The following is a 21,830-nucleotide window of genomic DNA, read 5'->3' on the forward strand; positions in this document are numbered from 1 at the left end:
CTCAGGTCACTTCGTCAGGTGCCCGAGGATCCAGTCGGCGAGCGTGCCGGTGACCGTGCCGTGCTCGGAGTTGTCGGAGTCGCACTGGTAGTCGTCCAGCTCGCTGTGCTCCGGCGACAGTGCGGTGATGTCGGTGTAGAGGTCCACGGTCCAGTCCACGGGGTCGTACTGGAGCGCGACGGCGCTCACGGTGGGGACGAAGCAGGCCGACCGGAACCGACCGGCGATCGGCGCGCCGAACGCGTCGGCGACCATGCCGTAGGAGGGCAGCGTGCCGCCGGGCGCCCCGTCGAAGGCCGCGACGTCGCTGGTGCGGCTGGTGCTGGCCCACAGCGGGACGGCTCGCATGCCGCCCACCCGCTGACGGGCGCCCCGGTCCGGCTGGGTGCGCACGGTGGCGCCGGCCAGCCCGTCCAGGGCGGTCCACTCGAAGGCCAGGGCGTCCGGCGGGACGTTGCGGCCGGTGCCGTCGGCGGCGCCGTTGGAGACGCCGAGCTTGCGCGGCCTGAGCGGGAACCAGCCGGCGGCGCGCAGGTCCTCGATGAACGCCAGGCGCAGCGGGCTGGCCGTGGCGACCGGCCCGGAGTATCGCCCGTCCTGGACCCAGCCCCACAGCAGCTGCTGCGCGGCCGGGCTCCTGATCAGCTCGGCCTGGCCGGGCGCGGCCGGCGCCAGGTCCTCGGCGAAGTAGGCGAGCTGTTGCAGGACGAGCGGGATCCAGGCGCCGTTGTGCGGGGAGTCGTAGGACAGGTAGGTCATCGTCTGGTGGTCCTCGCGGCGGCGTTCCATCTCCGCCAGCGCGTAGCGGGTGACCAGGCCGCCCGCGCCGAGGCCGCCGACGATCAGCGGCGTGGTGCCCAGCCGCTCGCGGATCGCGCGGCCCACGCACGTCGCCGCGACCCCGGCGTTGGCCTGGATGTGGGTGTGGCGGGCGGCGAAGCCGAGCAGCACGACGTCGATCCCTTGGGCGAGCAGCCGGCTGAGCAGCCGGTCGCCGTGCGGCGGGTACGGCGCGTCGAGCCGTCCCCACAGCCCGGCCAGGTCGCTGGGCCCGTGGCCGAACCCGTCGGCGAAGATCATGGGACGGACGAGCGCGTCGTGGCCCGCGGCGAGATGGACGGCGGCCGTCCCCGTGGCGAGCCGGCCCTGGTAGGGCCAGGCGGAGGTGAGCTCCCACCGCGCGTCGGGCACGCGGTGCTCCCCCGAGCCGGCAGGATCGTGCGCGAAGAACACCCCCGCGGGGAGCGCTGCGGCGACCTGTTGCGCGCGTCCGGCGGGCGCGGGCCCGGACTCCTGTGCCTGAATGCGCTCGACGTCGATCCTGGCCGCCCGTGGTGTCGCCATGACTGTCACCTTTTCTCGTGGGTTACCGGATGTGACCCCCGATTCGCGTGCCCGCCTTTCTGAATATCGTTCGATCTTTTTCCGGATTCGATGACGTCTCCAGCTCACCTCGCCCACGGCGACAAATCAACCCGCGCCGCCGACAATTCACCCTGACCATCGGTCAAGGCATTACAGAGGACCGCCGCGAGCCATTTCCCTTTGTCACACGAGCGCGGTCTTTCGCGGCATCAGCGCCAGGGCGCCCAGGTAGAGCAGGGCGGCCACGATGAGCAGGCCCTTGTAGCCGATCACCAGCGCCAGGTATTCCAGGCAGCCGCCGACCATCGCGCCGAGCAGGTTCGCGCCGAAGGACGTGGTCGCGTCGGCGGTGTCGGAGAAGCGTTTGGCGAAGACCACGTTCGCGGCGAAGATCGGCAGGAAGGCCACCGTCACGGCCGCCACGGCGCGCAACGGCACCGGCAGCGACAACAGCCACGCGTTGGGCACCAGCCAGGCCAGCAGCAGGCCGGCCAGCAGCACGGCGTACATGACGGGCAGCGGCGGGGTGCGGAAGCGGCGGGTCACCTCGACGGCGGCGAGCACGGCGACCAGCACCCCGGCGAAGACGATCGCGTTGACCACCCAGGTGGTGCCGAACAGCAGCGCGAAGCCCGTCACGCTCTTGGTCTCCAGCAGCATGAACGCCACCCCGAGCAGGAACAGGTCGGCGTAGGGCTTCATGCGCCCGTAGGGGCCCGCCACCACGCGGACGGCCAGCAGGCTGACGATGAGGATCAGGCCGAGGGTGATGATGTAGATCGGCGGGATCGTCCGGTCCTTCAGGTAGAGGAAGGGGCGGTCGTCGTCGGCGGGGGCCGGGGTGCCGGCGGCGGCGCCGGGCCACTGGCTCGCGCAGCGCTGGTCGGCGGCGGTCAGGCCGGCGGTGATGACGGCCTGCTGGCCGGCGGTGCTGACCACGTCGACGCACGGCTTGTGGCCGAAGGCGGTCTGCATGGTCGAGGCCAGGCGGTCGACCAGCCAGCTCTCGCGGTAGTAGTTGTACATCGAGAACGTGCCGCCCGGCCGCAGGTGGGCGCGGGCGGCCTGCATGGCCTCGGCGGTGAACAGGTAGCTCTCCAGGCGCAGCGAGCTGGCCCCGGACACGAGGGTGAGCGAGTCGGGCAGGGCGAACAGGATCAGGTCGTAGCGGTCGCCGCTGCGTTCCAGGAAGGCGCGGCCGTCGGTGATGTGGGTGGTGACGCGCGGGTCGTCGTAGGGCTTGTCGGGGTGCAGGCTGCCGCCCAGCTCGCGCAGCTTGGGGTCGATCTCGACGGCGTCGACGTGCTGGGCGCCCTTGGACAGCGCGATGGCCACGTCGGTGCCGCTGCCCGCGCCGACGATCAGCACGTCCTTGGGCGGCCTGGTGGTGCGCTCGTAGGGCAGCCCGTACTGGCGTTCCCACTGCAGGCGGGCGTAGGCGGGCACGGCCTGCTGGTGCGGGATGCCGTTGACGGAGATGTCGGTGACCGGCACGCCGAGCATCTGCATCGCCTTGTAGGTCACCTTGTAGTACGGCGACCACAACGCCCCGGCCGTCAGCGTCTCCGACAGCAGCAGGCCGGCGACCAGGAGCGAGGGCAGGACCACCAGGCCCAGGTAGAGCGAGCGGGGCCGGGGCACCAGGAGCAGGCCGTAGCACAGGGCGGCGACCACCCCCCAGAACACCGGCGGCGCCGACAGGAACGACAGCGCCGTGAACGCGGCGATGCCGCTGAGGCTGCCGATCAGGTCGTAGCGGTAGGCCTCCAGGCGCGGCAGTTCGGGGAAGCAGCGCCCGACCAGCTCGGCGGGCCCCATGAGCACCGCCGCCGCGGCGAGGAAGATCACCGGCAGGATCAGCCAGGCGGGGGGCCCGACGGTGCCCAGGCTCGTCCAGTACAGGACGCCCTCGGTGTTGCGGTCGACCGTCACCGGGAAGGCCAGCACGAGGGCCACCAGGACGAGCAGGACGACCGGCGAGTAATAGGGCTGGCGGCGCGAGCGCCCCACGCGCAGAAATCCGAGCCCGATTCCAAGAAAAGAACCGAGCAGGACAAAATTGGTGAAATAGCTCAGATGAACGATGTTCGAGCCGGTCCACCGGATGAGCGCCAGTTCGAGGAAGAGCATGAAGGCACTGGCGAGGACGAGCCTCGGCCGGACCGGCAGCCAGTGTTGTCTTTCCCCGTCGGAAACCGGCGTCTGCGCCTGGAGCGTCATGATGCATCACCGTAGTGAACAGACCGAAAACAAGGAAGCCTGACGCCCCGGGAACAATTATGGTCCGCTTCGCCACTTATGCGGTGTTTTCGCAGGTCACAACCGCCGTAAGGGGCTGGACGCGCCTTGACGGATGCAGGAATGTTGGGTCGTTCCTTTGCCCCCATTACGTTCGGTGGTGACTCATGCGGGTCCTGATCCAGCTCCGTCCCTCCCCCGATCTGGTCGCGGCCGTCGCCGATCCCGGCCAGACCGCCACCACGGCCGACGTCGCCGACGGCCTGCCCGGCGTCGAACTCGACACGGCCTTCACACCGGTCGCCGTGCCGAGGCCGGTCCCCGCGGCCGGCGGCGATCCCCTCTCCCTCCACCAGCCCCTCGACTTCTCGCTGGCCGCCGAGGACGCCTCCGTGCTCGTCCGCGGCACGATCTCCGACGACGAGCTGACCTCGCGGGTCACGCTGCTGCCCACACTGCGCCCCGACGTCGTCGGGGTGTTCGCCGACCCGGTGATCGAGTCCAGCCTGACCTGCGGCGGCGATCCGCCGGTGGGCGACTGGCACGACGTCGAACGCCTGCTCAACGTGGCCGGGCTGCACGCCGAGGGGCTCGACGGCGCCGGGGTGGCGCTGGCCGTCCTGGACACCGGCGTCAACGCCGCGCACGTGGCCCGCCAGCTCGGCCGTGGCGTCACGCTGGACGCCGAGCGGAGCTGGAACCCCTCCGGCGTCATCGGCCGGGCCGGCCAGTTCGAGGTCGACCACGGCACGATGTGCGCCTTCGACGCGCTCATCGCCGCGCCGCAGGCGTCCCTGATCGACGTGCCGCTGCTGCGGTCGGCCCGGCCGGGCGGCTCGGCGCTCGACGGCCTGCTGTCGGACGCGGTGGCCGCCTTCACGCATCTGCGCACGGTGCTGGAAGCCCAGCCCGCGGCGTCCAGGTCGCTGGTGGTGAGCAACTCGTGGGGGTCGTTCTCCCCCGAGTGGGACTTCCCCGTCGGGCATCCGGGCAACTACTCCGACAACGCCGCCCACCCGTTCAACCTGGTCGTGGCCAGTCTCGACCGGGCGGGCGCGGACGTGCTGTTCGCGGCGGGCAACTGCGGCAGGCAGTGTCCCGACGGCCGGTGCGCCTTCCCCAACCGGCCCATCGGGGGCGCCAACTCCCACCCCAAGGCGCTGTCGATCGGCGGGGTCGACGTCAACGGCGAGCGGGTGGGCTACTCCTCGCAGGGGCCGGGACGGCTGACCGCGCGCAAGCCCGACGTGTGCGCGTACACGCACTTCTCGGGGTCGCGGGCGTTCGGCGACGGCGAGCCGGACACGGGCACCTCGGCGGCGACGCCGGTGGCCGCCGGGCTGGTGGCCGCGGTGCGCACCCGGTGGCCGGCCGCCAAGCTGTCGCCGGCGCAGTTGCGGGCGCTGCTGCGGCGCACCGCCGAGGACCGCAGCGAGGTGGGTTTCGACTACGACTACGGCTACGGGACGGTCGATCCGGCGGGCATCCTGGCCGCGCTGCACCGGCGGGTCAAGGCCGCGGCCTGAGCGCGGCCCTGCGTACGCCCCTGAGCACGGGCGGGCGGGCCGTCCCGGAGCGGCCCGCTCACGCGGTCTCCCGGTTGAACACGCGGGCCCCGACGGTCAGGCCGACCACGGCGAGCCCGGCCGTGACGGCCACGCCGAGCCCGACCGTGCCGGTGGCGTAGTGGCCGGCGAACAGGTCGCGCAGCGCCTCCAGGACGTACCTGAAGGGGCTGAGGCGCGACAGCGCGTCCAGCCAGCCGGGCGCCATCGACATCGGCAGGAACGCGCCCGACAGCAGCACCAGCGGGATGACCGCCGTCGACATCACCGGCGCGAACAGCTGCTCGCCGATGGTCAGCGCGACGGCGTACGACAGGGCGGCCAGGCTCGCCCCCAGCACCACGACCAGCACGAACCCGGCCGCGAGCCCGGCGACCGGCACCCGCATCCCGAAGGCGAACCCGACGGCCAGCACCATCGTCGTCTGCACGGCCATCGTCACGACGTTGTCGAGCACCCGTCCGAGCAGCAGGGCCAGGCGGCTGGCCGGGGTGACGCGCAGCCGCTCCAGCACGCCGAAGCGCTTGTCGAAGACCACCCCGAACCCGGCCAGCCCCATGCTCATCAGGCCGAGCTGCACGATCAGCCCCGGCACCAGCACCTCCCAGGTGCCGAAGGTGGCGAAGATCGGCCCGAACAGCACCAGGAACAGCAGCGGCTGGACGGCGCCGAAGACGATGCCGAGCTTCTGGCGCAGGGTGGCGCGCAGGGAGTGGCGGAACAGCACCCAGGTGTCGCGCAGCATCAGACCCCCGCCTCCTCGCGCAGCGACCGGCCGGTGATGTCGAGGAACGCCTCGTCGAGGGTGCGTCCCGCCTTGAGCTCGGCCGGGGTGCCCGCGGCGGCGATCCGGCCGTCGTCGATGATCAGCAGCCGGTCGCAGAGCGCGTCGGCCTCGTCCAGGTAGTGGGTGGTCAGGAAGATCGTCACGCCGTGCTCCTCGCGCAGGGAGCGGACGTGCTCCCACAGGTTGGCGCGGCTCTGGGGGTCCAGGCCGGTGGTCGGCTCGTCCAGGAAGAGCAGACGGGGGTCGTGCAGCAGGGCGAAGGCGATGTCGAAGCGGCGCCGCTGCCCGCCCGACAGCGCGGCGCCCACGCGCTCCTCCAGGCCGGACAGGCCGAGCCGGGCCAGCACCTCGCGGTACCGGGTCCTGGCCTCCGCCCTGGTCAGGCCGTACAGCATGCCCTGGAGCTCCAGTTGCTCGGCGAGCGGGGCCATGACGTTGACCCCGCCGCCCTGCGAGACGTAGCCGATGCGGCGCCGCACCTCGCGCGGGTCGCCCAGCAGGTCGCGGCCCGCCACGGTGGCGGTGCCCGAGGTGGGGCGGAGCAGGGTCGTCAGCATGCGCATGGTCGTGGTCTTGCCGGCGCCGTTGGGCCCGAGGAAGCCGACGATCTCGCCGGCCGCCACCGAGATGTCGACGCCTTTGACGGCCTCCACGCCGCCTTCGAAGGTCTTGGTCAGACCTGTGGTTCTCAACATGTGATCGCCTCCAAAATTAGGGTAGCCACAATTTTGGAGTCACTGCAAGTTCGGTATCATGGCGGCATGGAAGAGGGGCTGCGGGAGCGCAAGAAGCGGGAGACCAGGCAGCGCATCGCGGACGTGGCGATGGGCCTGTTCATGACGCGCGGGTTCGACCCCGTGACGGTGGCCGAGATCGCCCGCACCGCGGACGTGTCCGTCAACACGGTGTTCAACTACTTCCCGACCAAGGAAGACCTGTTCGCCGACCGGCAGGAGCTGGTGACCGACCTGCCGCAGCAGGTGGTGCGCGGGCGGCGGCCCGGCGAGAGCGTGGCGCGGGCCTTCCGGCGCGACTTCATGGAGGCCCTCGACTCACGCCACTGGCGCTACGGCCTCAACGAGGGCGGCGACGTGTTCGCCCGCATCGTCAACGGCAGCCCGTCACTGGTGGCCAAGCTGCGCGAGCTGCACGTCGCGCGGGAGCGGGCGCTGGCCCGGGCCCTGGCCGACGAGCTCGACGCCGACCCCGACGACCTGACCCCGCAGATGGTGGCCACCCAGATCCTCGGCACGACCAGGATCCTCACCACTCACGCGGTGACCCGGATGCTGGCCGGCGAGAGCTGGGAGACGATCGCGCCCGACCTGCGGGCTCAGGCCACGGCGGCCTTCGACCTGCTGGAGTCGGGCATCGGAGACTACTGCGTGCGGCCCTCAGTTGGAGAAGACGGCCGACAGGATGCCGGCCCCGAGCCCGAGGACCATGAAGACGGCCCCGAGGATTAGCAGGATCGTGGCGATCATGCCGCAGATGCGGCCGGCCTGCACAGCGCCGCGGTTGTCGTAGGCGTAGCCGCTGCCGTCGATCTCCTTGAGCGCCTTGTTGCCCATCGACCAGGCGAACGGGCCGAGGATGCCGCAGACCACCAGGCTGAGGATGCCGAGCACCAGGATCGTGGTGCCGTTGGGGTGGCTCTGGGGCGGCGGCCCGTAATAGGACGGACCGTAGTTCGGATACGACATGCCCCTTGCGCCCCCTTGCCCCTGTGACTGTCAGGTGCGATTTATACCACAGGCACCTCCTTGATCATGTTGCTGCATCATGGAACGGCACATGACCGATCTTTAGGAGCTTGCCCCCGTGCGTGAACGCGTCCGCGCCCTCCTCGCCGACCGGCGTTTCCAGCGCTTCGTCGTCGGCGTCATCCTGGTCAACGCGGCCACCCTCGGCCTGGAGACCGTTCCCGCCGTCGTCGGGGAGTTCGGCCACCTGCTGGTGGTGATCGACCACGCCGCCCTCTACATCTTCGTGGCCGAGCTGCTGGCCAAGGTCTACGTCGAGCGTTCGGCGTTCGTGCGCGACCCGTGGAACCTGTTCGACACCCTGATCGTGGGCATCGCCCTGGTCCCGGCGACCGGCGGGCTGTCGGTGCTGCGCTCGCTGCGCATCCTGCGGGCCCTGCGGCTGCTGTCGGTGGTGCCGAGCCTGCGCCGGGTGGTCTCGGCGCTGCTGCGCGCCCTGCCCGGGATGAGCTCGATCGTGCTGCTGCTCTCCCTGGTCCTGTACGTCGCCGCCGTCATGGCGACCAAGCTGTACGGCGGCGACTCCCCCGAGCGCTTCGGCAGCCTGCCGACCTCGCTGTTCACCCTCTACCAGACGATGACCGGGGACGACTGGGGCAACATCGCCCGCGAGGTGATGGGCGCCCACCCCACGGCCTGGATCTTCTTCACCATCTTCATCCTGGTCTGCACGTTCGTCGTGCTGAACCTGTTCATGGCGGTCGTGGTCAGCGCCATGGACGAGGAGTCGGCCGAGGAGCGCGCCGCGCTGGAGCAGGACAACACCCTGCACACCCAGCGCATCCTGGAGGAGCTGACCGCCCTGCGCCGCGAGGTCGCCGAGCTACGCCGGCAGGACGTCGCCGGCTGAGCGCACCTGGCCGGAATGCTCGGAGCCGGTCCGGCCGGGCCGGTAGACCAGCCGCCACAGGCCACGGCCAGCAGCAGCGTGACCGAGACGTACGCGGGGACGAGCCCCGACAGCGCGGCGACCCCCAGCGGCGCGAGGGCGGTGGGCACCGCCCACCCCCAGATCCAGCGCCATCCGGCGCGCAGGGCCACGCCGAGCACGGCCGAGGCGGCGAAGTACAGCGCCAGCCCGCCGCCCAGCACCCAGCCGGCGCCGTGGTGCAGGGACTGCGCCGGCTGGGCGGCGACGACGCCGAGCCCGGCGACGGCGAGCTCCGGCCCCCACGAGTGGCCCGAGGCCGAGACGACGACCCGCATCACCGCCTCGCCCAGCACGATGATCACGAACAGCCCGAGCCGCTCCCCCAGGTGGGAAACGCTCGGGCCGGCGGCTGTTGACGACGGAGAAGACCACGTCGAGCAGGATGCCGAGGGCCCACAGGCCGTAGCGCGTCGAGCCGTCCGCCCAGATGGAGGCGACCCAGGGGAACAGCCCGGCGCCGAGCTGGGCCGCCGGCCAGGCCGTCATGATCGTGCCGGCGTGCTGGATCGATCGGGAGGCGCTGATCCGGCAGACGATGTACGCCGCGATGAACCACCCGTCGTGCGTGCCGGCCGCCTTGTCGATCTCGTGGGCCACGTCGGGCGCGGCGGCGGCCATCACCGCGATGCCGAACATGCCGACCAGCATGCTGCGCACCCGCGTCCTGCCCGCCCGGACGTTGGAGTAGAGCGTCAAGGACGTCCAGACGCTCCACACCGCGTAGTAGAGCACCACGAACAGGACGACGTTCGTCCAGGTCGGATGCTGGAGCCGATGGGCGAGCTGGGCGACCGCCACGACGACGACCAGGTCGAAGAACAGCTCCAGCCAGCTCGCGTGGCGCTCTCCCGCTTCAGTCACGGCTAACGCGAATAGAACTCCACCACGAGCTGCTCGTCCACGGGGACCGCGATCTGCTCGCGCTCGGGCCGCTGCACCAGGGTGACGCGCAGCTCGGCGTGGTCGACCGACAGGTAGGGCGCGACGCGCTCGTCGGCGTGCACGCCCTCGGCGGCGGCCACGAAGGGCTGCATCCGGCGCGAGCGCTCCCGCACGGTGATGACCTGGCCGGGTTTGACCAGGTAGCTGGGGATGTCCACCTTGCGGCCGTCCACGGCGATGTGGCCGTGGTTGACGTACTGGCGGGCGGCGTAGATCGACGGGGCCAGCCCGGCCCGCAGCACCAGGGAGGCCAGGCGGGTCTCCAGGATGGTGACCAGCTCGGCGCCCGAGGCGCCCGGCTTGCGCACCGCCAGGTCCCAGTAGCGGCGCAGCTGCCGCTCCGACACGTCGTAGTACCAGCGCAGCTTCTGCTTCTCCATCAGCCGCAGCCCGTAGTCGCCGGTGGTGCGGCGGTTGGTCTTGCGGCCGTGCTCGCCCGGCGGGTAGGGGCGCTGCTCGAAGTAGCGGACGGCTTTCCTGGTCAGCGGGACGCCCGCGCGACGCGACAGTCGCACCTTCGGGCCGGTGTAGCGCACGTTCACCTCGATGTGGTTAGGTAATCCTTACTTAGGTAAGGCTAACCTATCAGTGGATGTGATCTCAATGTTGCCCCTGGCCGAACGGATCCGTACTCTCGCCTCGACCTCGACGCCGGCCAAGCTCACGGTGGACGGCGCCTGCTCCCCCGCCCGGGGCGGCGTGGACGAGAGCGGCCGCCCGGTGCTGCTCGTCCGGCCCGGCGAACCGCTGCACGGGTTGCGCGAGGACGCCGTGGTCGCGGTGAACCTGACGGCCATGCGGCAGCTCGGCGCGGTGACACACCCGCGGGCGATGATCGAGGTGCACGGATGGGCGGAGGCCGTGCCAGAGTCGCAGGCCCGCTCCGCGGCGGTGGCGGTGGCCGCGCACAGCGCCGACGAGGGCCTGTTCGACGCCCTGGAGCGGTACGGCCGTCCCGACGCCCCGCGCCTGCTGCGCCTGGACGTGGCCCAGGTCGTCTACCTGACCGGCCAGGAGTCCGGCGTGCTGGACGCCGACGACTACCTCGGCGCGGCCCCCGACCCGCTCACCGAGACGGCCGAACGGGTGATCGCGCACGTCAACGACTCCCACCGGCCGCAGCTCACCGCGGGCGTGGCCAGGCAACTCGGCGAGGAGCCCGGCGAGGTGTGGTTGTGGGAGCTCGACCGGTACGGCGCCACCGTGCGCGTGGACGAGTCGCTGGTGCGCTTCCCGTGGCCGGTCCCCGCCCGGTCCGGGCTGTGCCTGGAGACGGCGCTGCGCGGGCTGCTGTGCGGCTGTTGATCACGATTGACGCTGAATTTCCCCGCTGGACGTCCGCCGCGGGCCGACCCATGCCCGCACGTCACTACCATCGGGGTACGTGAGCGGAACCCATCGATCGACGACGCGGACCGCCTCCTCCCCGGCGGAGGGGGGCGCGCGGCGCGGGCGGGCGCTGATGGCCGCCGGGGTGCTGCTCGGCACGCTCATGCTGGCCGGGGCGGGGGCGCTGATGGGCGACGCGTTCAGCTCGCCCGGCCTCGACCCGGTGCACTGGCCGCACGACGCGAGCCGGACCTCCGGCGAGCCGGGGCCCGTCGCGGTGGGCTCCGAACGGGCCACGGCCACCCCCCTCAGCCCCACCGCCACCGTCACGGCCCGGCCCACCAGGGTCAGCACGGGGCCCGCCGTGACCGGTTCCACGCCTGAGGGCGTCCGGCCCGAGGGCGGGCGGGGGACGCGCAAGCCGCGCTCGACCACGTCCGGCGCCGTCCCCGGCGTCACCCCCGGCGCCGTCGTCACCTCCCCCGGCCGGACCCCGGCCCCCTCGCCGTCCTCGCCCTCCTCGTCGCCCTCGCGCGGCTCTCGTCCCAGCCCTGCGCCGACGCCGTCCTGGAGCGCCGGTCCGGTGACGACTCCGCCGTCGCACCCGCACGGCACCCCGCCGGGCCGCCACCCGTCCAGGACCCACAAGCCCGGGAGATGACCATCCGTCGCCGGTGTGCGACGGGTGCCGACGGCGGTGTGCGGGCGGTTCAGCCGGCGTCGTGCGTCATGCCGCGCAGCAGGTAGCCGAGGCCCGTGGCGAAGGTGGCGTCCCAGTCGTGGCCGAGGCCGTGCTCGGCCAGCGCCGGGTAGCTGGCGGCCCGCTCGCGCAGGAACGCGTCGGTGTCGAGCCGGTCGCGGCGCTGCCAGGTGACCTGCATGATGACCGAGCCCATGACGTAGTTGGACAGGCTGTAGGCGGCCTGCGGGCCGTCCAGGCCGGCCCCGGACAGGGTGCGGTAGAGGAACTCGGTGCGTTCCAGGGCGTGGGGGCCCATGAGCGGGCGGTCGAGGATGGTGGCCGACCAGGGGTGGCGCAGCAGGGCGGCGCGCCAGCCATCCATCAGGTCGCGCGCGGCGGCCCGCCAGTCGTCGTGCCCGCCGGGGAGCGGCACCTCGCCGAAGACGGCGTCGAGCGCCAGGTCCAGGACGTCCTCCTTGGTCCGGACGTGCCAGTAGAGGGTGGTCGAGCCCGTGTCGAGGCGTTCGGCCAGGCGGCGCATGGTCAGCCCGGCCACGCCCTCCTCGTCGAGCAGCGCGACGGCCTCGGTGACGATCCGGTCGAGCGTCAGCCTCGGCTTGGCGTCCTTGCGGGGGCGAACCCAAACGTTGTCCACCCGACGGATAATACGTTGTACGCGAACCGGATCGATGGTCTAGTAATAGAACATGGGTCATATCGAGGTGAGCGGCTTGACGTACCTGCTGCCCGACGGGCGTCCGCTGCTGCTGGAGGCGTCGTTCAAGGTGGGCGACGGCGCCAAGGCGGCGCTGGTCGGCCCCAACGGCGCGGGCAAGACGACGCTGCTCCGGCTGATCGCGGGCGACCTGCGGCCCGACGACGGGCGCGTCACCACCGGCGGCGGCGTCGGGGTGATGCGGCAGTTCCTCGGCACCGGCAGCGTGCGCGACCTGCTGCTGGGCGTCGCGCCCGCGCGGGTCCGGGCGGCCGCGGCCGAGCTGGCCCGCGCCGAGACGGCGATCGGGCTGCGCGACGACGAGCCCCGGCAGCTCGCCTACGCCCAGGCCGTCGCCGACTACGCCGACGCGGGCGGCTACGAGCTGGAGGTGGTGTGGGACGCGTGCGCGACCGAGGCGCTCGGGCTGCCCTACGAGCAGATCGCCGACCGGTGCCTGTCCACGCTGTCCGGCGGCGAGCAGAAACGGCTCATGCTGGAGGCTCTGCTACGCGGTCCCGACGAGATCCTGCTGCTCGACGAGCCGGACAACTACCTCGACGTGCCGGCCAAGCAGTGGCTGGAGCGGGCGGTCCGGAGCTCGGCCAAGACCGTGCTGCTGGTCTCGCACGACCGGCGGCTGCTGGCCGAGGCGGCCGACCGCATCGTCACCGTCGAGGGCCGCGAGGTGTGGGTGCACGGCGGCGGCTTCGCCGGGTACGCCGAGGCCCGCAGGCGGCGCGGCGAGCGCCTGGAGGAGCGGCGGCGGCGCTGGGAGGACGAGCGGGCCCGGCTGCGCCGGCTGGTGCACGTGCTGCGGCAGCGGTCGGCGAACAACGACGCGCTGGCGGGGACCTACCGGTCGGCGGTGTCCCGGCTGGAGCGCTTCGAGCGGGCCGGGCCGCCGAGCCGGCCGCCGAAGGAGCAGAACGTACGGATGCGGCTGCGCGGCGGGCGTACCGGGAAGCGGGCCGTGACGTGCGCGGATCTGGAGCTGACCGGGCTGGTGCGGCCCTTCTCGGCCGAGGTGGCCTACGGCGAGCGGGTCGGCGTGCTGGGCCTGAACGGCACCGGCAAGAGCCACTTCCTGCGCCTGCTGGCCGGCGAGCCCGTCGCGCACACCGGCGTGGCCCGGCTGGGCGCCCGCGTCGTCCCCGGCCACTTCGCGCAGACCCACCTGCGGCCCGACCTGCACGGACGGCCCATCGCCGAGCTGGTGACGGAGACGTTCGCGCTGACCAGGAACGACGCCATGGCCGCGCTGGCCCGCTACGAGCTGGCGCCGGCCGGCGGGCAGCGGTTCGAGACGTTGTCCGGCGGCCAGCAGGCGCGGCTGCAGATCCTGCTGCTGGAGCTGTCGGGGGCGACGCTGCTGCTGCTCGACGAGCCGACCGACAATCTCGACCTGGCCAGCGCGCAGGCGTTGCAGGAGGGCCTGAACGGCTTCGCGGGAACGGTGCTGGCGGTCACGCACGACCGCTGGTTCGCCGACGACCTGGACCGCCACCTGATCTTCGGCGCGGACGGCGTGGTGCGGGAGAGCCCCGAACCTCGCTGGGACCTCTAGCCGGCGCCGGCCAGGCCGCGCTCGCGGCGCAGCGTCGAGACCGTCATCGTCTCGTCGACCGCCTCGGGCGAGAGCACGTGGTCGAGCACCATCACCGCGCAGCCGCTGATGCCCGCGCCCGCGCCGAGCCGGCTCGGCTCGATGCGCAGCCGCCGGGTGGCCAGGGCGGTGGAGCGGCGGTAGACGACCTCGCGGATGCTCGACACCAGCGGGCCGAACGCCTCGGCCATGTCGCCGCCGAGCACCACGACCGAGGGGTTGAGGATGTTGACCGCCCCGGCCAACACCTCGCCGATGCGGCGGCCGGCCGTGCGCACGATGGCCATCGTCTCGGCGTCGCCCGCGCGGACCAGGGCGGTCACGTCGGCGATGGTGCCGACGTCCTTGCCCGCCTCGCGCAGGTCACGCAGCAGCGCGGTGCCGCTGGCGACGGAGTCGACGCAGTCGGTGTTGCCGCAGCGGCACAACACGCCGCCGCCGTCGAGCACGGGGATGTGGCCGATCTCGCCGGCCGCGCCGAGCGCGCCGCGCAGGATCTCGCCGCCGGCGATCACGCCCGCGCCGATGCGGGTGGAGACCTTCACGAACATCAGGTCGCCGAGGTCGGGGTAGGCGCCGCGGTGCTCGCCGATGGCCAGCACGTTGACGTCGTTGTCGACGAGCACCGGCACGGGGAACCGCTCGCGGATGATCGGCGGGATGACCACGCCGGTCCAGGAGGCCATCACCCGGGCGCTCTCGGTGCGGCCCTGGGCGAACTCGACGGTGGCGGGCACGCCCATGCCGACCCCCCTGACGCAGGAGCCGGGGCGGTCGCCGAGCAGCTCGTCCCAGGTGTCCATGAGCAGCGGGAGCACGACGTCGGGGCCCTGCTCGACGTCGATGAAGAAGTCGCGGCCGGCCAGCTCGCGCCCGGCCAGGTCGCACACCGCGACCCGGGTGCGGCTCGCGCCCAGCGCGGCGACCAGGACGACGCCGCCCCCGGCGTTGAACTCCAGCCGGACCGGCGGCCGCCCGCCGGTCGAGGGGGCGTCGGTGCGCTCGACGACCAGGCCGCGGTCGAGCAGCTCGCCGACGCGCAGTTGCACCGCCGGGCGCGACAGACCGGTCACCCGGCCGAGGTCGGCGCGCGTGACGGCCTCACCCGTGCGGATGAGGCGGAGCACCTCGCCACTCGTGGCGAGGGTCGCGGCGGTACGTCGAGGCATCGGCCAAGTGAATCACATGGGCTTCGGTAATGAAAAGTGAAGACTTTTTCATCTCAGATGCCAAAACCCTGCTTGTGCACGACCCAAACTCTCGTTAGTGTCCGTTCTGTCCTTGCTTGGTAGATCAACGGAGCTTCGCCTTGTCCCCCCTCTCGACCGCCAGCCCCGCCCATACCGCCGATCTCGTCGTCTTCGGCGGCACCGGCGACCTGTCCATGCGCAAGCTGATCCCGGCGCTCTACCACAGCGACAGGGACGGCCGGCTGTCCCCCGAGACCCGCGTCATCGCCATGTCCCGGGGCGGGCTGACCGACGCCGACTTCCGCGGCAAGGTGGACGCCGAGGTACGCGACCAGGTCCCCGTGGACGACCCCGCCGTCTGGCAGCGCTTCCTGGGCCGCCTGCACCACGTCTCGGTGGACGTCGGCGGCGAGGACAAGTCGGGCTGGGGCGCGCTGACCAGGCTGCTGGCCGGTCACGAGCAGCGCGACCGGGTGTTCTACCTGGCCAGCCCGCCGATGACGTTCGGCCCCTTCTGCCGCGAGCTGGAGGAGGCCGGCCTGGTCACCCCGCTGTCGCGGGTGGTGCTGGAGAAGCCGCTCGGCCGCGACCTGCCCAGCGCCCAGCGGATCAACGACGAGGTCGGCGCCATCTTCGACGAGCGCCAGATCTTCCGCATCGACCACTACCTGGGCAAGGAGACGGTGCAGAACCTGCTGGTGCTGCGCTTCGCCAACGCCTTCCTTGAGCCGATCTGGAACTCGTTGTGGATCGACCACGTCCAGATCACCGCCGCCGAGACCGTCGGCACGCCGGGACGGCGCGGCTACTACGACCACGCGGGCGCGCTGCGCGACATGGTGCAGAACCACCTGCTCCAGCTGCTCACGCTGACCGCGATGGAGCCGCCGTCGCGCAACGACCGCGAGTCCATCCGGGACGAGAAGGTCAAGGTGCTGCAGTCGCTGCGGCCGATCGTGGGGACCGAGGTGGACCGGTTCACCGTGCGCGGCCAGTACACCGAGGCCGGCGGCATGCCGTCCTACCTGGACGAGCCCGCCTCCACGCCGACGACCGAGGCCTCGCGGCGGGTGGAGACGTTCACCGCGATCCGGGCCGAGATCAAGAACTGGCGCTGGGCGGGGGTGCCGTTCTACCTGCGGACCGGCAAACGCATGCCGTACCGGCGGTCGGAGATCGTGGTGCAGTTCAAGGACGTGCCGCACTCCATCTTCCCCGGCGGCACGCCGAACCGCCTGGTGCTGCGGCTGCAGCCCGAGGAGGGCATCGAGCTGCACATCATGGCCAAGGAGCCGGGCGCGGGCGAGGTGACGCTGAAGCCGGTGCCGCTGTCGCTCAGCTTCGGCAAGACGTTCACCGCGCGGGTGCCGGAGGCCTACGAGCGGCTGCTGACCGACGTGCTGGCGGGCAACCCGACGCTGTTCATGCGGCGTGACGAGGTGGAGGCGGCCTGGCGCTGGATCGATCCGATCCTGGCGGCCTGGGAGTCCTCCGCCGACCTGCCCGAGCCCTACCCCGCAGGAACCACCGGCCCCGCCGGGGCCCACGAACTGCTCGGCCGCAGCGGTCGCGCCTGGCACGAGGAGGAAGACCTGTGAATTCCGTCATCCAGGAGATCACCGATCGGATCGCCGAGCGCAGCGCGGCCAGCCGTACCGCCTACCTGGCGCGCATCCGGCGCGACGGCGAGGCGGCGCGGGCGAAGGGCCCGGCGCGCGCCCACCTGGGCTGCGCGAACCTGGCGCACGGCTTCGCCGCCGCCTCCGACGAGGACAAGCTGATCTTGCGCGGTGCCGGGAGCGCCGCCAAGCCCGGCGTGGCGATCGTGACGAGCTACAACGACATGCTCTCCGCTCACCAGCCGTACGAGACCTACCCGCCCGAGCTGAAGGCGGCGGTGCGCAGGGCGGGCGGCGTGGCGCAGGTCGCCGGCGGCGTGCCCGCGATGTGCGACGGCATCACGCAGGGCCGCGCCGGCATGGAGTTGTCCCTCTACAGCCGCGACGTGATCGCCATGGCGGCCGCCATCGCGCTGTCGCACGACATGTTCGACTCGTCGCTGCTGCTGGGCGTCTGCGACAAGATCGTGCCGGGCCTGTTCATCGGGGCGCTGCACTTCGGGCACCTGCCGGCGATCTTCGTGCCGGCCGGGCCGATGACCTCCGGCCTACCGAACAAGGTCAAGGCACGCACCCGCCAGCTCTTCGCCGAGGGCAAGGTCGGACGGGCGGAGCTGCTGGACGCCGAGGCCAAGTCCTACCACTCCCCCGGCACCTGCACCTTCTACGGCACCGCCAACTCCAACCAGGCGCTGATGGAGGTCATGGGCCTGCACCTGCCCGGCTCGACGTTCGTCAACCCGCACACCGAGCTGCGGCACGCCCTGACCGAGGCGGCCGGCCGCCGCGCGGTGGAGATCACCGCCCACGGTCCGGAGTACACGCCGATCGGCGAGCTGGTGGACGAGAAGTCGATCGTGAACGCCTGCGTGGCGCTGCTGGCCACCGGTGGCTCCACCAACCACACGCTGCACCTGGTCGCCATGGCCGCCGCCGCGGGCATCGTGCTGACCTGGGACGACCTGGCCTGCCTGTCGCGCGTCGTGCCGTCGCTGACCAAGATCTACCCCAACGGCCAGGCGGACGTGAACCACTTCCGCGACGCCGGCGGCATGCAGGTGCTCATCGGCGACCTGCTGGACGAGGGCCTGCTTCACGGCGACGTGCTGACCGTCGCCGGCCCCGGCCTCGACCGCTACCGCGAGGCGCCGTCGCTGGTGGACGGCGAGCTGGTCTGGGAGCCGGTCACGGGCGGCAGCAAGGACCGCGACGTGCTGCGCCCGGTCGCCGAGCCGTTCTCGGCCGACGGCGGGATCCACATGGTCGAGGGCAACCTCGGCCGGGCCGTCAGCAAGGTGTCGGCGGTCAAGGCCGAGCACCTGGTGATCGAGGCCCCGGCCAAGGTCTTCGACGACCAGCTCGACCTGCTGCGCGCCTTCGAGGCCGGCGAGCTGGACGGGCAGGACTTCGTGGCCGTCATCCGCTACCAGGGGCCCAGCGCCAACGGCATGCCCGAGCTGCACAAGCTCACGCCGCCGATGGCGGTGCTGCTCGACCGCGGGCAGCGGGTGGCGATCGTCACCGACGGCCGCATGTCGGGCGCGTCGGGCAAGGTGCCCGCGGCCATCCACCTGTCGCCCGAGGCCGCCGACGGCGGGCCGATCGCGATCGTCCGCGAGGGCGACGTGATCAGGCTCGACTCGGCCGCCGGGACGCTGGAGCTGCTGGTGCCCGCCGAGGAGCTGGCCCGGCGCACGCCCGAGGGCCGGCCGCTGAGCGACGCGGAGTGGGTCGGCACGGGACGCGAGCTGTTCGCCACGTTCCGCCGCATGGCCGGGCACGCCGAGCAGGGCGCCGGGATCTTCGGGGTGAGCGGCGCCGAGTCGCCGCACCACGGCCCCGGGCTGGGCTTCCCCGCCGAGGCGGGCGCCTCGCACCTGGAGAGCGGCGCGCCCGTGGGCACGCGGGCCGCCGGGCTGGGCCGGTGAGCGTCCGTGGCATCCTTCCGGTGGCGACGGCGTGCGATCTCGGCCCTGTCGTCGTGGGCATCGGAGGCGTGAGCATCGGAGGTGTGGGATGAGTGCCTTTGACCTTCCCTGGCTGGTCGCCGACATCGGGGGGACCAACGCCCGGTTCGGGCTGGTCACCTCGCCGCAGGCCCGGCCGTCGAACGTCGCGGTGCTGGCCGGCTCCGCCTACCCCACGCTGCCCGACGCCGTCGACGCCTATCTCGCCGAACACGCGGGCGGGGCGCGGCCGGGCGCGGCGTGCCTGGCGCTGGCCGGGCCGATCGACGGCGACCGCTACCGGCTGACGAACTCGGCGTGGGCCGGGTCCGTACGCGACCTGGGCATCCCGTACGCGGTGCTGCTCAACGACTTCGAGGCGCTGGCCGTGTCGCTGCCCCACCTGGAGGGCCCCGACCTGGTGTCCCTGGGCGGTCCCGAGCCCTCCCACGGCGTCAAGGCCGTGCTGGGCCCCGGGACCGGGCTCGGCGTCGGCGGGCTCGTGCCCACGGACCGGGGCTGGACGCCCGTCCCGGGCGAGGGCGGGCACGTCACGGTACCGGTGATCGACCGGCGCGAGCTGGAGATCGTCCGGGTGCTGCAGGCCGAGGGGCTGCCGCACGTCGTGGCCGAGCACCTGCTGTCCGGCCCCGGCCTGGTACGCCTGCACCGGGCGCTGACCAAGGTCAACGGCGTGACCGCGCCCGACCTGACCGCCTCCGACATCGTGGCCCGGCTCGACGACTCGCTCTGCGCGGAGACCGTCGAGGTGTTCTGCGAGATGCTGGGCAGCTTCGCCGGGAACGTGGCGCTCACCCTGGGCGCCAGGGGTGGGGTCTACCTGGGCGGCGGAGTGCTGCCCCGTATCGTGGAACGGGTGCGCACCAGCGGCTTCCGTGCCCGGTTCGTCGGCAACCCCGACATGCCCGGATATCTGGAGGCGATCGCCACCACGCTGATCGTCGCGCCCCAGCCGGCGCTCGCCGGCGCGGCCGCCTGGCTGCGCGCGCGGGCCACCACCGAACTCGTGGGCTGAGGCCCACCCTGATCACCACTAGACGGCCGTGACCCCGGCCGATGAGGAGAAGACTCTGATGAGCTTGCTCGACCTCGCCCCCGTGATCCCCGTCGTGGTGATCGACGACGTGGCGACCGCCGTGCCGATGGCCGAGGCTCTTGTGGCGGGCGGGCTGCCCGTCATCGAGGTGACGCTGCGCACGCCGGCCGCGCTCGGAGCGATCGAGCGGATCGCCGCGGAGGTGCCGGGGGCCACGGTCGGCGCGGGCACGATCCGCACCACCGCTGACATCTCGGCGGCCGTGGCGGCCGGTTCCCGGTTCCTGGTCTCGCCGGGCACGACGTTGTCGCTGGTGGAGGCGCTGGAGTCCAGCGGCGTGCCGTACCTGCCGGGCGCGGCCACCGTCTCGGAGGTGATGGCGCTGGCCGAGCGCGGCATCAAGGAGCTGAAGTTCTTCCCGGCCGAGGCGGCGGGCGGCGTCGCGTACCTGAAGTCGCTGGCCGGGCCGCTGCCGGACGTGCGTTTCTGCCCGACCGGCGGGATCCGGGCCGAGAGCGCCGCCGACTACCTGCGGCTGCCGAACGTGGGCTGCGTGGGCGGAAGCTGGCTCACCCCCGCCGACGCGCTGGCCGCGGGCGACTGGGCCCGCGTGGAGAAGCTCGCCGCCGCCGCAGCGACTCTGCCCCGGTAGCTTCCAGGGCCGCCTCGGCGGCCCTGTGCTTTCTGGCGTTCGTTCACGCGTGACGCGCCTTGGCGTCGCTGTGGCTTCTCGCGCTCGGGGACGGGCGTGCGCGTGTTGCAGCCCGCGTGGACGGGTGCGCGCGTGCAGCAGCCCTTGCGGCGGGCGATCTCGGCACCTCCGGCCGTCCGCGTCCGGCAGGCGTCGCAGCCGGGGGCGGCGTCGCGACAGAACGCCCCGCCGCCCCGCTGGACGCAGGCGCTGCACACCGCCGGGCGCTCGCACCGGCGGTCCGTCCCGCCGATGCACCGGCGCGCCCGTACGACCGTCGCGGACGACGGCATCCGCGACGGTCCACCAGGATGGCCACCGCGGCGACGGCGTGGATCACCAGCGTCATCCTGGCGCCCTCCTCCGCGATGCCCTCGAAGCCGCCGACGTGCGGCTGGTGGGCGCATATGCCGCAAGTCTGGACTTATATCCCAGAACCCCCGCCGAACTGCCCCTTTCCGGGCGCTCGGAGATCATCAGCCTGCGCCGAACCGGGTATTCGGACGCGTGACGGCGGGGTAGGGCAAGGAATGCCAAGCCGTAGCCCCGGGAAGCCCCATCCGCTCCTCGGAGAGCGAAAGGGAGCACCATGCCGCTGGAAACGGCCCGTCAGGAACACCTCACGCGTCCGGTGACGCCGATCGGGAGCCTGGAGCGGGGCATCGACATCCTCCTCGCACTGAGCGCCGCGCCCCGGCCGGTCACCCTGGCCCAGCTCAGCCGGAGCACGGGCCTGCCCAAGTCCACGGCCCACCGGATCCTGGGCGTGTTGTGCGCACGCGAGCTGGCCCGGCGGGTGGGCACCGGCTACCTGCCCGGCCGGCAGCTGGAGACGATGGCCGGCATCGCCCGCAACCGCATCCCCGGGTCGCGGCGGGTGGTGCTGCCGTACCTGCTCTGCCTGCAGGAGACCACCCGCCAGACCGTCAACCTGGCCGTGACCGCCGGCCTGGAGGCCCGCTACGTCGAGCGCCTGTACGGCCACGACCGCGTCCGGTCCCGCTCCGACGGCACCGACCTGGCGCCGCTGCACTGCACGGCGACCGGCAAGGCGCTGCTGGCCTTCGACACCGGGCTGCGCGAGGAGGTGCTCGGGCGGGGTGGCTTCGAGCGGCTGACCAGCCGCACGATCACCGGCGTGGCCACGCTGGAGCGGGAGCTGGCCCAGGTCCGCCGGTACGGCGTGGCCTACGCCCAGGAGGAGTACACCGAGGGCGTGTCGTGCGTGGCCGCGCCGGTCTTCGGGCCGGGCGGCGGCGTGTGCATGTCGGTGGGGGTGGCGGCGCCGGGCCCGTCCGCGCCACTGGCCCGGCTGGGCCTGACCGTACGCGGCGCGGCGCAGGCGATCTCGGCCGCGCTGGTGGTGGCCTGAGGTGTTCCGAATCATGGAACGCTCCACGGGGC

19 protein-coding genes and 1 pseudogene are annotated in these 21,830 nt (G+C 72.6%); 11 read left to right on the forward strand and 9 right to left on the reverse strand.

Annotated features, from left to right (window positions below):
- Positions 1–6: 6 nt before the first annotated feature.
- Both AB0J46_RS19730 and AB0J46_RS19735 read right to left on the reverse strand, forming a co-directional pair.
- Positions 7–1,344, reverse strand: coding sequence for a hypothetical protein (locus AB0J46_RS19730; RefSeq protein ID WP_364333576.1), 1,338 nt, complete (start codon positions 1,342–1,344; stop codon positions 7–9).
- A gap of 204 nt (positions 1,345–1,548) precedes the next feature.
- Positions 1,549–3,585: a spermidine synthase gene (locus AB0J46_RS19735; RefSeq protein WP_364333578.1), complete on the reverse strand. Its 2,037-nt coding sequence runs from the start codon at positions 3,583–3,585 to the stop codon at positions 1,549–1,551.
- Positions 3,586–3,770: 185 nt separating this feature from the next.
- Here AB0J46_RS19735 and AB0J46_RS19740 point away from each other — a divergent pair, with 185 nt between their 5' ends.
- The gene (locus tag AB0J46_RS19740) at positions 3,771–5,129 is read left to right on the forward strand and encodes a S8 family serine peptidase (RefSeq protein WP_364333580.1); all 1,359 of its coding nucleotides are present in this window, start codon (positions 3,771–3,773) and stop codon (positions 5,127–5,129) included.
- 58 nt (positions 5,130–5,187) lie between these two features.
- On the opposite strand, the gene AB0J46_RS19745 is transcribed toward AB0J46_RS19740, so the two are convergent.
- Positions 5,188–5,913, reverse strand: coding sequence for an ABC transporter permease (locus AB0J46_RS19745; RefSeq protein WP_364333582.1), 726 nt, complete (start codon positions 5,911–5,913; stop codon positions 5,188–5,190).
- Positions 5,913–6,650 (reverse strand): ATP-binding cassette domain-containing protein, encoded by a 738-nt coding sequence (locus AB0J46_RS19750; RefSeq protein ID WP_364333585.1) that lies wholly within the window; start codon positions 6,648–6,650, stop codon positions 5,913–5,915. The genes AB0J46_RS19745 and AB0J46_RS19750 overlap by 1 nt, the downstream gene beginning before the upstream one ends.
- Before the next feature lie 66 nt (positions 6,651–6,716).
- On the opposite strand from AB0J46_RS19750, the gene AB0J46_RS19755 reads away from it, so the two are divergent.
- Positions 6,717–7,421, forward strand: a complete 705-nt coding sequence (locus AB0J46_RS19755; RefSeq protein ID WP_364333588.1) for a TetR family transcriptional regulator — start codon at positions 6,717–6,719, stop codon at positions 7,419–7,421.
- On the opposite strand, the gene AB0J46_RS19760 is transcribed toward AB0J46_RS19755, so the two are convergent.
- Positions 7,350–7,658 (reverse strand): DUF4190 domain-containing protein, encoded by a 309-nt coding sequence (locus AB0J46_RS19760; protein WP_352351593.1) that lies wholly within the window; start codon positions 7,656–7,658, stop codon positions 7,350–7,352. The genes AB0J46_RS19755 and AB0J46_RS19760 overlap by 72 nt on opposite strands.
- A 118-nt stretch (positions 7,659–7,776) precedes the next feature.
- Between AB0J46_RS19760 and AB0J46_RS19765 the strand changes: the two genes are divergently transcribed.
- Complete coding sequence (locus tag AB0J46_RS19765; protein WP_364333592.1) at positions 7,777–8,568, forward strand: ion transporter; 792 nt, start codon at positions 7,777–7,779, stop codon at positions 8,566–8,568.
- Between the two features lie 435 nt (positions 8,569–9,003).
- Here the strand turns inward: AB0J46_RS19765 and AB0J46_RS19770 are convergent.
- Together AB0J46_RS19770 and rpsD are read right to left on the reverse strand one after the other, a co-directional pair.
- Positions 9,004–9,510: pseudogene (locus AB0J46_RS19770) on the reverse strand (low temperature requirement protein A); the annotation flags it as partial.
- Positions 9,511–9,512: 2 nt separating this feature from the next.
- Complete coding sequence (rpsD, locus tag AB0J46_RS19775) at positions 9,513–10,127, reverse strand: 30S ribosomal protein S4 (RefSeq protein ID WP_364334667.1); 615 nt, start codon at positions 10,125–10,127, stop codon at positions 9,513–9,515.
- A gap of 67 nt (positions 10,128–10,194) precedes the next feature.
- On the opposite strand from rpsD, the gene AB0J46_RS19780 reads away from it, so the two are divergent.
- On the forward strand, positions 10,195–10,896 hold the full coding sequence (locus tag AB0J46_RS19780) for a DUF2470 domain-containing protein (RefSeq protein ID WP_364334670.1): 702 nt from the start codon (positions 10,195–10,197) through the stop codon (positions 10,894–10,896).
- A 79-nt stretch (positions 10,897–10,975) separates the two neighbouring features.
- The gene (locus AB0J46_RS19785; protein WP_364333595.1) at positions 10,976–11,581 is read left to right on the forward strand and encodes a hypothetical protein; all 606 of its coding nucleotides are present in this window, start codon (positions 10,976–10,978) and stop codon (positions 11,579–11,581) included.
- A gap of 49 nt (positions 11,582–11,630) precedes the next feature.
- Here AB0J46_RS19785 and AB0J46_RS19790 read toward each other — a convergent pair whose 3' ends face one another.
- Positions 11,631–12,257, reverse strand: a complete 627-nt coding sequence (locus AB0J46_RS19790; protein WP_364333598.1) for a TetR/AcrR family transcriptional regulator C-terminal domain-containing protein — start codon at positions 12,255–12,257, stop codon at positions 11,631–11,633.
- Positions 12,258–12,309: 52 nt separating this feature from the next.
- On the opposite strand from AB0J46_RS19790, the gene AB0J46_RS19795 reads away from it, so the two are divergent.
- Positions 12,310–13,884 (forward strand): ATP-binding cassette domain-containing protein, encoded by a 1,575-nt coding sequence (locus AB0J46_RS19795; RefSeq protein ID WP_364333601.1) that lies wholly within the window; start codon positions 12,310–12,312, stop codon positions 13,882–13,884.
- On the opposite strand, the gene AB0J46_RS19800 is transcribed toward AB0J46_RS19795, so the two are convergent.
- A complete protein-coding gene (locus tag AB0J46_RS19800; protein ID WP_364333604.1) occupies positions 13,881–15,092 on the reverse strand; it encodes an ROK family transcriptional regulator in 1,212 nt (403 codons plus the stop codon). The two genes, AB0J46_RS19795 and AB0J46_RS19800, sit on opposite strands and share 4 nt — an antisense overlap.
- Positions 15,093–15,232: 140 nt before the next feature.
- Here AB0J46_RS19800 and zwf point away from each other — a divergent pair, with 140 nt between their 5' ends.
- The 5 genes from zwf (at position 15,233) to AB0J46_RS19825 (ending at position 21,798) form a co-directional block, all read left to right on the forward strand.
- On the forward strand, positions 15,233–16,711 hold the full coding sequence (gene zwf, locus AB0J46_RS19805) for a glucose-6-phosphate dehydrogenase (RefSeq protein WP_358009482.1): 1,479 nt from the start codon (positions 15,233–15,235) through the stop codon (positions 16,709–16,711).
- Positions 16,708–18,660, forward strand: coding sequence for a phosphogluconate dehydratase (edd, locus tag AB0J46_RS19810; protein ID WP_364333607.1), 1,953 nt, complete (start codon positions 16,708–16,710; stop codon positions 18,658–18,660). Before zwf ends, edd begins: the two co-directional genes overlap by 4 nt.
- An 88-nt stretch (positions 18,661–18,748) precedes the next feature.
- A complete protein-coding gene (glk, locus tag AB0J46_RS19815; protein ID WP_364333610.1) occupies positions 18,749–19,714 on the forward strand; it encodes a glucokinase in 966 nt (321 codons plus the stop codon).
- Positions 19,715–19,772: 58 nt separating this feature from the next.
- The gene (gene eda / locus AB0J46_RS19820; RefSeq protein ID WP_364333613.1) at positions 19,773–20,387 is read left to right on the forward strand and encodes a bifunctional 4-hydroxy-2-oxoglutarate aldolase/2-dehydro-3-deoxy-phosphogluconate aldolase; all 615 of its coding nucleotides are present in this window, start codon (positions 19,773–19,775) and stop codon (positions 20,385–20,387) included.
- Between the two features lie 628 nt (positions 20,388–21,015).
- Complete coding sequence (locus AB0J46_RS19825; RefSeq protein WP_364333616.1) at positions 21,016–21,798, forward strand: IclR family transcriptional regulator; 783 nt, start codon at positions 21,016–21,018, stop codon at positions 21,796–21,798.
- Positions 21,799–21,830: the final 32 nt, after the last annotated feature.

Source organism: Nonomuraea sp. NPDC049758 (genome assembly GCF_040674635.1).
Classification (GTDB): Bacteria; Actinomycetota; Actinomycetes; order Streptosporangiales; family Streptosporangiaceae; genus Nonomuraea.